This is a genomic window from Mycobacterium sp., assembly GCF_050701675.1.
In the GTDB taxonomy this organism is placed as follows: Bacteria; Actinomycetota; Actinomycetes; order Mycobacteriales; family Mycobacteriaceae; genus Mycobacterium.
The window spans coordinates 1-9,659 of sequence record NZ_JBOGDD010000824.1 but is presented as its reverse complement, the minus strand read 5'-3'; the positions used below and the strand labels follow the sequence as shown (position 1 = coordinate 9,659).

10 protein-coding genes and 1 pseudogene are annotated in these 9,659 nt (G+C 67.1%); 2 read left to right on the top strand and 9 right to left on the bottom strand.

Features of this window, described 5'->3' with window-relative positions; genetic code table 11:
• The 6 genes and pseudogenes from ACRDUX_RS25210 to ACRDUX_RS25185 all read right to left on the bottom strand — a co-directional run.
• Window positions 1-395: pseudogene (locus ACRDUX_RS25210) on the bottom strand (ABC transporter ATP-binding protein); the annotation flags it as partial.
• Window positions 392-2,341 (bottom strand): ABC transporter ATP-binding protein, encoded by a 1,950-nt coding sequence (locus ACRDUX_RS25205; RefSeq protein WP_526417646.1) that lies wholly within the window; start codon window positions 2,339-2,341, stop codon window positions 392-394. The gene ACRDUX_RS25205 and the pseudogene ACRDUX_RS25210, both read right to left, overlap by 4 nt.
• Window positions 2,338-4,218 (bottom strand): ABC transporter ATP-binding protein, encoded by a 1,881-nt coding sequence (locus ACRDUX_RS25200; RefSeq protein ID WP_526417644.1) that lies wholly within the window; start codon window positions 4,216-4,218, stop codon window positions 2,338-2,340. The genes ACRDUX_RS25205 and ACRDUX_RS25200 overlap by 4 nt, the downstream gene beginning before the upstream one ends.
• A gap of 131 nt (window positions 4,219-4,349) precedes the next feature.
• Entirely contained in the window at window positions 4,350-4,895 is a 546-nt protein-coding gene (locus ACRDUX_RS25195) for a chromate transporter (RefSeq protein ID WP_526417642.1), read from the bottom strand.
• A complete protein-coding gene (locus ACRDUX_RS25190; RefSeq protein WP_526417640.1) occupies window positions 4,892-5,473 on the bottom strand; it encodes a chromate transporter in 582 nt (193 codons plus the stop codon). Before ACRDUX_RS25190 ends, ACRDUX_RS25195 begins: the two co-directional genes overlap by 4 nt.
• Complete coding sequence (locus ACRDUX_RS25185) at window positions 5,466-6,455, bottom strand: phospholipase D-like domain-containing protein (RefSeq protein WP_526417638.1); 990 nt, start codon at window positions 6,453-6,455, stop codon at window positions 5,466-5,468. Before ACRDUX_RS25185 ends, ACRDUX_RS25190 begins: the two co-directional genes overlap by 8 nt.
• A gap of 124 nt (window positions 6,456-6,579) precedes the next feature.
• Here ACRDUX_RS25185 and prrA point away from each other — a divergent pair, with 124 nt between their 5' ends.
• A complete protein-coding gene (gene prrA, locus ACRDUX_RS25180) occupies window positions 6,580-7,281 on the top strand; it encodes a two-component system response regulator PrrA (RefSeq protein WP_526379234.1) in 702 nt (233 codons plus the stop codon).
• 2 nt (window positions 7,282-7,283) lie between these two features.
• Window positions 7,284-8,627 (top strand): HAMP domain-containing sensor histidine kinase, encoded by a 1,344-nt coding sequence (locus ACRDUX_RS25175; protein WP_526417636.1) that lies wholly within the window; start codon window positions 7,284-7,286, stop codon window positions 8,625-8,627.
• Here ACRDUX_RS25175 and arfC read toward each other — a convergent pair.
• The 3 genes from arfC to ACRDUX_RS25160 are packed head-to-tail and all read right to left on the bottom strand — an operon-like array spanning window position 8,624 to window position 9,603.
• On the bottom strand, window positions 8,624-9,061 hold the full coding sequence (gene arfC, locus ACRDUX_RS25170; RefSeq protein WP_526417634.1) for a channel accessory protein ArfC, sunset domain variant: 438 nt from the start codon (window positions 9,059-9,061) through the stop codon (window positions 8,624-8,626). The genes ACRDUX_RS25175 and arfC overlap by 4 nt on opposite strands.
• Window positions 9,058-9,174: a channel accessory protein ArfB gene (gene arfB / locus ACRDUX_RS25165; RefSeq protein ID WP_526417632.1), complete on the bottom strand. Its 117-nt coding sequence runs from the start codon at window positions 9,172-9,174 to the stop codon at window positions 9,058-9,060. The genes arfC and arfB overlap by 4 nt, the downstream gene beginning before the upstream one ends.
• Window positions 9,175-9,186: 12 nt before the next feature.
• Window positions 9,187-9,603 (bottom strand): OmpA family protein, encoded by a 417-nt coding sequence (locus ACRDUX_RS25160; RefSeq protein ID WP_526417630.1) that lies wholly within the window; start codon window positions 9,601-9,603, stop codon window positions 9,187-9,189.
• Window positions 9,604-9,659 lie beyond the last annotated feature (56 nt).

Here is a 9,659-nt window from a genome sequence, read left to right as displayed (position 1 = left end):
CGCTGGAAGTGCCGGAAGATCCTGCGGCGCAACTCGAGCAGCACCTCCTGACCGATCCGCCCGGCGCGACGCAGGAAGAACATCCGGCTGATGGCCTGCACCAGCACCACACCGCACAGCGCCGCGACGATCAGCAGGAGCTCCCGTGCCGACCCACCGTCGACGATCGGCGGGATGCCGTGGTCGATGCCGCGCTGCACCAGCAGTGGCACCGACAGTCGCGCGGCGTTCTCCACCACCACGACGATCGCCAGCAGCGCCACGGCCGTGGCGTACGGCCGCAACAGCCCACCCAGAAGGGTGCGCGCCTCGCGGCGCCGCGAGATCGACTCGTCGATGGGCAGATCGTCGTCATCGTTCGTGACGGCGCGACCGCGCCAGTCGGTGGTGCTCATCGCCTCTCCGCCTCCTGGGCGACGAAGTCGCGGTCGGCCTCGTGCTCTTGCTCCAGGTACAGATGGTCGAGCCGGTTGCGGTCCTCGTCCTGCTCCCAGTCGGGGACGCGCTCGGCGCCGTCGTCGAGATCGTCGTCCGCGGCGAGCAGGTACCGGTATTGCGGCGCGTCGGCCAGCAGTTCGGCGTGCGTCCCGACGCGGGTGATGGTTCCGCCGTCGAGCAGCGCGACCCGGTCGGCGAGCAGCACCGTCGAGGCCCGGTTCGCCACCACCACCCCGGTCACCGACCCCAGCACCCGGCGCAGCGCCTCGGTGACGACGGCCTCGGTGTGCACGTCGAGCGCCGAGAGCGTGTCGTCGAGCACCAGAATCGACGGCGCGGCGAGCAGCGCCCTGGCCAACGAAAGACGTTGGCGCTGACCACCGGACAGGCTCATGCCCTGCTCGCCGATGCGGGTGTCGAGGCCGAACGGCAGGTCGTAGACGAAGCCGGCGGCGGCAACCTCGACGGCCTGCGCCAACTCCTCGTCGGTCGCGGGGTCGTCAGGGCCGCGGCCCAATTTCAGATTCTCGGCCACCGACATCGAGAACAACGTCGGATCCTCGAACGCGGTGGCGACCGCCTTGCGCAACGTGGGCAGCGACAGCTCGCGAATGTCCTTGCCGTCGATGAGGATCGCTCCCTCGGAGACGTCGTACAGCCGCGACAGCAGTGACACCAGGACCGACTTGCCGGAGCCCGTCGCGCCGACCAGGGCGAGCGTTTCACCCGGCTCGATGACCAGGTCGACGTGGCGCAGAACCCATTTGTCTTCCGGAGCCGATCCGGCGGCGACCTCGTCAGCGGGGAACCGGAATCCGACGTCGACGAGTTCCAGACGCCCTGCGCGCGGAGCGTCGTCTCTTAGACCGTCGGCGATCTCCCTTGGCGCGTCGAAGATCTCGGCGACGCGGTTGGCCGCCGTCATCGACTCCTGGGTCATGGACAGCAGGAATCCCAGCGATGAGATCGGCCACACCAGCGACAGCATCATCGTGATGAAGGCGACCAGCGTGCCCATGGTCACCAGCCCGGTGCCCGCGGCGTAAGCCCCAAGGCCGAGCACGACGTTCAGGCTCACGGTCGGGATCACCTCGAGCAGTGTCCAGAACTTCGCCTGCACCCCGACCTTGCCGACCTCGGTGTCGAACAGGGCGGTGGCGCGCTGGTCGAACCGCTCGTAGGCGTACTGCTCGCGGCCGAACGCCTTGACCACCCGCAGCCCGAGCGCCTGCTCCTCGACGTGAGTGGCGACGTTGCCGGACTGGTCCTGCGCGGCCCGCGACAGCTTGGTGAACTGACGCTGGAAGTGCAGGACGGTCAAGGTGATCGGCACGATCGACACCACGACCACGACACCTAGCGGCCAGTACATCGCCAGCAGGATGCCCGTCACGACGACGATCTGAATGATGTTGAGCAACAGGAACAGCAGCCCGAACGACAGGAACTGGCGGATGGTGCTCAGGTCGTTCATCACCCGGGACAACAGCTGCCCGGACTGCCACTTGCCGTGAAAGGACATCGGCAGGATCTGCAGCCGCGCGTAGAGGTCCTTGCGGATGTCGGCCTCGACGCCCATCGTGGCCCTTGCCACCAGCCAGCGGCGAACGAACCAGAGCACGGCTTCGGAGACCAGCACGGCCATCGCGGCCGAACCGAGTACCCACAGCCTCTGCTGATCCTGGTGGCGCACGGGTCCGTCGATCACGGCCTTGGTCATCAGCGGAATGGTGACGGTGGCGACCAGGCTGAGCAACGCCGCGATCAGCATCGCGGTCCACCGCACCCGGTAGGGCTTCAGATACGGCAGCAGACGCAGGATGTCCGAGGACGACCTGATCCGGCGGGGCGGTGGCGCAATGGCAGGTTCGGAGCGGAACTCCGACTCGTCGACCACCGTCATGCGGCCGTCGTCTCGTCGCCGAACTGTGTCTCGTACAACTCGGCATATCGACCGCGACGGGCCAGCAGCTTGCGGTGCGTACCGCGTTCGACGATGCGGCCGCCCTCGACGACCAGGATGACGTCGGCGGCGCGGATCGTCGACAGCCGGTGGGCGATCACCAGGGAGGTGCGCCCAGCGAGCGCTTCGGCCAGCGCCTGCTGCACGGCGGCTTCGGACTCCGAGTCCAGCGACGCCGTCGCCTCGTCGAGCACCACCACGCGCGAGGATCCGAGCAGCAGGCGTGCGATGGTCAACCGCTGGCGCTGGCCACCGGAGAGCCGGTAGCCGCGTTCGCCGACGACGGTGTCGAGCCCGTCGGGCATGTCGGCCACGACGTCGGCCAACCGCGCCCGGCGCAGCGCGTCCCACAGCTGATCGTCGGACGCGTCGGACGCGGCCAGGGTCAGGTTCGCGCGAATCGACTCGTGGAACAGATGACCGTCCTGGGTGACGACGCCGACGGTGTCCTTCAACGATGCGAACGTCACGTCGCGAACGTCGACGCCGGACAGCCGGACCGCGCCGGAGTCGACGTCGTACAACCTGGCCAACAGCGAGGCGATGGTCGACTTGCCCGCCCCGGACGAGCCCACCAGCGCGACCATCTGTCCCGGCTCGGCGGTGAACGAAATACCGTGCAGCACTTCGTCACCACCGCGGTCGTCGAGGACGGCGACCTCCTCGAGGGAGGCCAGTGACACCTTGTCGGCCGACGGGTAGCCGAACCGCACGTCGTCGAACACGACGCCGACCGAGCCGTCGGGGACGGCCACCGCCCCTGGCCGCTCCTGGATCAGTGGCGTCAGGTCCAGCACCTCGAAGACGCGCTCGAAACTGACCAGGGCACTGGCTATCTCGACGTGCGCGTTGGCAAGCGCCGTCAGCGGCGCGTACAGCCGGGTCAGCAGCAGCGCGAGCGAGACGATCGCGCCTGCCTGAAGGTGCCCACCGATCGCCAGTACGCCGCCGAGGCCGTAGACCAAGGCCAGCGCGAGCGCCGACATCAGCATCAGCGAATTCATGAACGTCGCCTGCAGCATCGAGGTGCGCACCCCGATGTCGCGGACCCGGCCCGCCCGCGCCGCGAACTCGTGGGACTCACGGCCCGGATCGCCGAACAGCTTCACCAGCGTCGCACCCGGTGCCGAGAACCGTTCCGTCATCTGCGTGTTCATCGTCGCGTTGTAGATCGCGCTCTCGCGGCTCAGCGTCGCCATCGTGGCGCCGATGCGGCGGGCCGGCAGCAGGAACAGTGGCGTCAGCACCAGCGACAGCACGGTGATCTGCCACGAGATGCTGAACATCACGGCCAGCGTCAGCGCCAGCGTCACCAGGTTGCCCACCACACCGGAGAGCGTGTCGGAGAACGCCCGTTGTGCACCGACCACGTCGTTGCCGAGGCGACTGACCAGGGCGCCCGTCCTGGTCCTGGTGAAGAACGCCACGGGCATCCGCTGGATGTGGTCGAACACCGCGGTCCGCAAGTCGAGGATCAGGCCTTCGCCGATGTTCGACGACAGCCACCGGGTCAGCATGCCGACCGCGGCTTCGGCCAGCGCGACGACGGCGATGACCGACGCGATCAGCACGACCGTGGACGGCTGCCCACCGTGGACGATGGCGTCGACCACCCGGCCCGCCAGGACGGGCGTGGACACTGCGAGCAGCGCGCCCACCACGCTCACCGCGACGAAGCCGCCGAGGCGCCGGTGGTGGCGCTCGGAGAATTGCCAGATGCGCGCCAAGAGGGCCCGGTTCGCCAGTGCACGTACGTCACCGCCGACTGCGCGCCTCTGCCGGTTCAGCGTCTGGCGCGCCACCATCTCAAAGCTCATGTGATCACCGTAAAACCTCAACGATTGATGAGGTCAATTCATTACCCACGTGTCTCCCCGCGTGATTTGTCTACGTTTACCCGCGGTGAGCGCGGTCAACCGTGCCCAAATCGCTCGGCGGCGCCGGCTCCTCAGACGAAGCCGAAGTAGCCGATCACCCCGGCCACCGCCACCACGATCAACGGATTGACCTTGCTGCGCACGAAGATCAACGTGCACACCGCCGTCAGAGAGTACGCCCGCCAGTCGTGGTCGGCGACGCGGCTCATCACCAGTGACGAGGCCAGGATCAAGCCGACCGTCAGCGGGGCGAAGCCCTTCTCCACCGCGATCCGCCACTTGGACTCCTCGGCCTTCTGCCAGAACAGCGTGATGCCGTAGACCAGCGCCGCGGCAGGGATGACCATGGCCGCGGTGGCGATCACGCCGCCGAGGATGCCGCCCAACACTCCCCCGACCTGCAGCCCGGCGGCGTAACCGACCATCCCCACGATCAGGATGCTTGGCCCAGGCGCTGTCTGGGAGATGGAGAACAGATCGGCGAACTGCGTGTTGCTCAGCCAGTGCTGTTGCTGAACCGAACGCAGGTGCATTTCGGGCAGCACGGCATTGCCGCCACCGATCGACATCAGCGACAGCGAGCCGAACAGGATGACGAGCTGCAGGTACGTACTCACGCGGGCTGTTGCTTCGACTTCTTGGGCCAGGCCCAGATGAGCGCGAGCGGCGCCACGACGGCCAGCACGCCCAGCAGGGGCCAGCGCAGCACGCCGTTGAGTACGAACGCCAACGCGAACAAGGCCACCGGGATCACTCCCGTCAGGCACTTCTGGCCCGTCTTGATCACCATCGCCAACGTCAGTGCGACGGCCGCCGCCGACGCCCCGTGCAGCACGCCCTTGACTGCGGGCACCTCTTTGAACTGGAAGTACAGCCACGACAGGAACAACACGATCACCAGCGGCATGAAGCAGAGACCGACGACGGCCGCGACCGCCCCCGATATGCCCCGCATCTTGGTGCCGGTGAACACGGCCATGTTCACCTGGTTGGCGCCTGGCAGGATCCGGCACATCGTCATGGCGGAGAGAAACTCGGCCTCACCCATCCACTGCTTCTCCACGACGAGGACCTCCCGCGACCACGCCGAGAGGCCGCCGCCGAACGACGCAAGGGCGATGTGGTTGAACGTCCACGCCAGTTCGACCAGCGAGACCGTTTCTCGTGCGAGGCCCGATGAAGGCTCCTCACTCATGACGCAGTTCGTGGTCGTGGGGGAAGTCGTCCTCGTGATGTTGCGACGGGTCGAGCGGATCGGGCGGCGAATATTGATGGGAGAGTTCCCAGTCCGATGCGAAGACCGACTTCAAGCGTGCGACGACGGCGGGATCGGTGACGGTGATGCCGAGTTCGCGCCGAAGATCGAACGCACTGCGATCGATGTTCATCGACCCGACCAGGGCCCGCTCGTCATCGACGATCAGGAGCTTCGCGTGCACTCTGAGGTTCTTCTGCTTGTGCACCTTGGCGCCGAACCGGCTCAGGGTGCGGAGTGAGGCGAAGGTGTCGAGCACGTCCCACTCGCTGATCCCGTGCTTGCCGCCGCACAGGACGTGCACCTTGACCCCGCGGTCGATCGCGGCCGCGATGCGATCGAGGATCACCGCGTCCACGTACTTGGGGTGCTGAATGTCGAGGCGTTCGGTGGCGGTGTCGATGAACTGGGCCATGTGCCAACGCGAGTTGGAGTTACTCCACAGCAGACCCTCGTAGGCCGACGGCACCCAGTCGTCGTGATTCCAGTCGGCGTTGAAGACGTCGATTATCTGCGCGACATGGCACGGATCGTGAGTGATCACGCCGTAGTCCCTGGTCAGGGTGAAGTACTTCAGGCACAGGTTGAACGTGGCGACCAGGGCGGCCTTCTCGTCGACGACGATCGACTTCTCGTGCGTGACGTAGAACTTCGGATTGGCCCACTGCACGTCGATGTCGGCATTCCGAAACCGTTCGAAGGTCTCGTCGTTCGCCCGGTCTCCACCGGAGCGCGCCGCGTTGAGCATCACCCGTACGTCGACGCCCGCCTTCCTCCGTTCGATCACGGCGTCGGTCAGGGTTTCGTCGGTGAACGTGAACTGTTTGACCAACAGCGACGTCTGTGCCGATGAGATGAATTGAAGGACGGGATCGAGGCCGTCATCGGGCTCGACTATCACGCGGGGGCCGCCAGGCTGCATGAGGGTCGAAATTATCAGTCGCAGCTGATGATCGGGCTGTCGACCCGTCAATTCTCGCGGATGCGTTGCCTTCGTCATCACGCGCCTACCGCACGGGAAGAAGGGCATCAGGCAAGATGACCCTATGGACAGCGGTGTGAGCTCCCCCCGAGTGCTCGTGGTGGACGACGACCCCGACGTTCTCGCCTCACTCGAACGAGGCCTCCGGCTGTCCGGCTTCGACGTCACCACCGCCGTGGATGGGGCAGAGGCGCTACGCAGCGCCACCGAAACGCGGCCCGACGCGATCGTGCTCGACATCAACATGCCGATCCTCGACGGCGTGTCCGTGGTCACCGCCCTGCGGGCGATGGACAACGACGTGCCGGTCTGCGTGTTGTCCGCCCGCAGTTCCGTCGACGACAGGGTCGCGGGGCTGGAAGCCGGAGCCGACGACTACCTCGTCAAGCCGTTCGTGCTGGCCGAGCTAGTGGCCAGGGTCAAGGCGCTGCTGCGACGCAGGGGCGCGACGGCGACGTTCTCGTCGGAGACCATCGCCGTCGGACCGCTGGAAGTGGACATCCCTGGTCGGCGGGCCCGCGTCAACGGAGTCGACGTCGACCTGACCAAGCGGGAATTCGACCTGCTCGCCGTGCTGGCCGAGCACAAGACCGCCGTGCTGTCCCGGGCCCAGCTGCTCGAACTGGTGTGGGGCTACGACTTCGCCGCCGACACCAACGTCGTCGACGTGTTCATCGGATACCTCCGCCGCAAGCTCGAGGCGGGCGGCGCACCCCGGCTGTTGCACACGGTGCGTGGCGTGGGATTCGTACTTCGGCAACAGTAGCCATGAACCCGCTCTCGCGCGTCTTCCGACGGACACCGTCGCTGCGGACCCGCGTGGCATTCGCGACGGCGATCGCGGCCGCAATCGTCGTCGGCATCGTCGGCACGATCGTGTGGATCGGCATCACCAACGACCGCAAGGAACGCCTCGACCGCAGGCTCGACGAAGCGGCGGGCTTCGCGATCCCGTTCCTGCCAAGGGGCCTCGACGAGATCCCGAAGTCGCCCAACGATCAGGACGCCATCATCACGGTCCGCAAGGGTGGTGTCGTGACGTCGAACTCCGACGTCGTACTGCCGGAGCTGCCTCCCGGTTACGCGGACACCTACGTCGGCGGCGTGCGATACCGGGTGCGGACGGTCGAGATCCAGGGCCTGCAGGGCCCGATGCTGGCCGCCGTCGGCGCGACGTACGACTCGACCATCGCCGACACCAACAACCTGCACCGCCGGGTGATCATCATCTGCTCGGGCGCCATCGGCGCCGCGGCGGTGGCGGGTTGGCTGCTCGCCGCGTTCGCGGTGCGGCCGCTCAAACGCCTCGCCCAGCAGACCAGGGCGATCGACGTGGGCGGTGAGGCGCCCGACATCGAGGTGCGCGGCGCCACCGAGGCAGTGGAGATCGCCGACGCCGTCAACGGCATGGTCGCCCGCATCTGGGAGGAGAAGGATCGCACGAAGGCGGCACTGGTCTCGTCGCGCGACTTCGCCGCCGTCACGTCGCACGAGCTGCGCACCCCGCTGACGGCCATGCGCACCAACCTCGAGGTGCTCGCCACCCTCGACCTGGCCGAGGATCAGCGCAAGGAAGTCCTTGGCGACGTGATCAGGACGCAGACCCGCATCGAATCGACGCTGTGGGCCATCGAGCGGCTGGCGCAGGGTGAGTTGTCGACCTCCGACGACCACGTACCCGTCGACATCACCGAATTGCTCGACCGCGCCGCCCACGACGCGATGCGCGTGTACCCCGACCTCGACGTGTCGCTGGTCCCTACGCCGACGGTGATCATCCTGGGTCTGCCCGCTGGGTTGCGGCTGACCGTCGACAACGCGATCGCCAACGCCGTGAAGCACGGCGGAGCGACCCGGGTGCAGCTCTCCGCCGTGAGTTCGCGAGCAGGTGTCGAGATCGCCGTTGACGACGACGGGGTGGGGATACCCGAGGAGGAACGCACGGTCGTCTTCGAGCGCTTCTCCCGCGGCTCGACGGCATCACACTCTGGGTCCGGTCTCGGGCTGGCATTGGTGGCCCAGCAGGCCGAATTACACGGCGGCACTGCATCATTGGAGCAGAGCCCACTCGGGGGCGCTCGGCTATTGCTGTGCCTGCCCGGCCCGTCCTAGCCCCGTGGCCTCATCCCACGCTGGGACTTGCCGCTGTCCCACCGGTTGAAGCCCGCCGCCTCTGCCGTCTCGGCATCGCGAAACCACACCTCGGCGCGCGTCACGCCAAAGGACGGACTCTCCGGTGAGTGGTAGAGCTTCGACTCCTCATTGGCCTTGACCGTCCAGCCCTGCGGTCCGGCGCCGTCGGCGTTCGGCCTTGCCGAACCGGGACCATGTGGATCGGATGGGGCCGTGGGCGGATCAGCTTCCGGCTCAGTGACTTCCGGCTCGGTGGCGTCGGGCTCGGCGACTTCCGGCTCGGGGCCTTCGGGTTCGGTGACTTCGGGTTCGACTGCCGCGACCGGCGCCTTGCGGGCGTCCCTGCCGATCGTGAACGACGCCGTCAGCACCAACCCGAGGGCGAACGCCAGCGCCATCAACCACCAGTTCACGTTGCGTCCTCCTCACTGGTGCGTTTGATCCAGATGACGGCGAGCAGCCAGGCCACGCCCGATCCCAACAGGAACGCCAACAGGTACCACACCCACTGGATCAAGAAACCCATGTCCAATCTCCCCTAACCGACCGTGATCTCGACGCGGCGGTTCTGTGCGCGACCCGCCGGGGTGTCGTTGCCTGCGACCGGCTTGGCGGAGCCGGCCCCCCGCGACGTGACGCCCGACCCGGCGACACCGTCCGAAACGAGGGCATCCGCAACGGTTTTCGCGCGGCTCGCACTGAGGGGGACGTTGACGCCGTCGCCCCCGGTGTCGTCGGTGTACCCGACGACCGTGATCTTTGCCGTCGGGCACCCGTTCACCTTGTCGGCGATCTGGTTGACCAGCCCCTTGGAGCCGGATTCGAGGGTGAATCCGTCGGTGTCGAAGTTGATCGGCGTCCTCAGCAAGCTGGTGATGTCGGCCTGCAGCGATGCGCACCCACCCGCGGGAGCGGCATTCCCAACGGCTACCTGAATATCGGGGACGACGGCCACGTTTGGCCAAGCCGACTTTGCTGCGGACTCCGCCGAGGCCTAGTTCACCTCCGAGG

Coding starts and splice junctions, on each gene's coding strand:
- ACRDUX_RS25175 (WP_526417636.1), top strand. CDS start 7,284: ATGAACCCGCTCTCGCGCGTCTTCCGACGGACACCGTCGCTGCGGACC.
- ACRDUX_RS25205 (WP_526417646.1), bottom strand. CDS start 2,341: ATGACGGTGGTCGACGAGTCGGAGTTCCGCTCCGAACCTGCCATTGCG.
- ACRDUX_RS25200 (WP_526417644.1), bottom strand. CDS start 4,218: ATGAGCTTTGAGATGGTGGCGCGCCAGACGCTGAACCGGCAGAGGCGC.
- ACRDUX_RS25185 (WP_526417638.1), bottom strand. CDS start 6,455: ATGCAGCCTGGCGGCCCCCGCGTGATAGTCGAGCCCGATGACGGCCTC.
- arfB (WP_526417632.1), bottom strand. CDS start 9,174: ATGGGTTTCTTGATCCAGTGGGTGTGGTACCTGTTGGCGTTCCTGTTG.
- prrA (WP_526379234.1), top strand. CDS start 6,580: ATGGACAGCGGTGTGAGCTCCCCCCGAGTGCTCGTGGTGGACGACGAC.
- ACRDUX_RS25190 (WP_526417640.1), bottom strand. CDS start 5,473: ATGAGTGAGGAGCCTTCATCGGGCCTCGCACGAGAAACGGTCTCGCTG.